The following is a 481-nucleotide window of genomic DNA, read 5'->3' on the forward strand; positions in this document are numbered from 1 at the left end:
GTAGCGATCGCGCTCCTGCTGATCGCGCCCGGACTGGCCCTCGGCTGGCCGGCCGTCACAAGCGCAGATCACGCGTTTTGCCCCGCTGAGCCGGCAACCAGCCTGTCGGCATCCCTTTCTCCAAGATCCGGCAGCGCGCCCGCGCCGGCAACTCCCACCATGCACACCCCGTGTGCCGTCGACAGCATGGACGAGGGTCGCTTCTCCAGCTGACTCCCAGCTTCGGCACGCCAGCTAGACAATCGCTTCACAATCACCTAATCTCCTTAGGAGGATAGGTGAATGTCCGCGCAGGACGCGGCCCGAGTGAAGGCGACGAATATATGGAAAATCTACTGTTCGGCGGCACTCTGCTCGCCGCCTTCCTGGGGGGCCTGGTTGCCCTGCTCGCGCCCTGTTGCGTATCGGTGATGTTGCCCGCCTACTTGGCGTCGGGCATGCGTCGGCGTTCCGGCATCGTGGGAGCGACCCTGGTCTTCGC

The 481-nt window shown here is 64.9% G+C and carries 1 protein-coding gene and 1 pseudogene; both read left to right on the forward strand.

The annotated features are described in order from the left end of the window. Window positions 1–213 (forward strand): hypothetical protein (locus tag QN357_RS19275; protein WP_323505440.1); only part of this gene is annotated, 213 nt, incomplete at its 5' end. A gap of 65 nt (window positions 214–278) precedes the next feature. Then, window positions 279–481 (forward strand): annotated as a pseudogene (locus tag QN357_RS19280) (hypothetical protein); the annotation flags it as partial.

The organism is Cryobacterium sp. RTC2.1 (genome assembly GCF_035018685.1).
Taxonomy (GTDB): Bacteria; Actinomycetota; Actinomycetes; order Actinomycetales; family Microbacteriaceae; genus Cryobacterium; species Cryobacterium glucosi.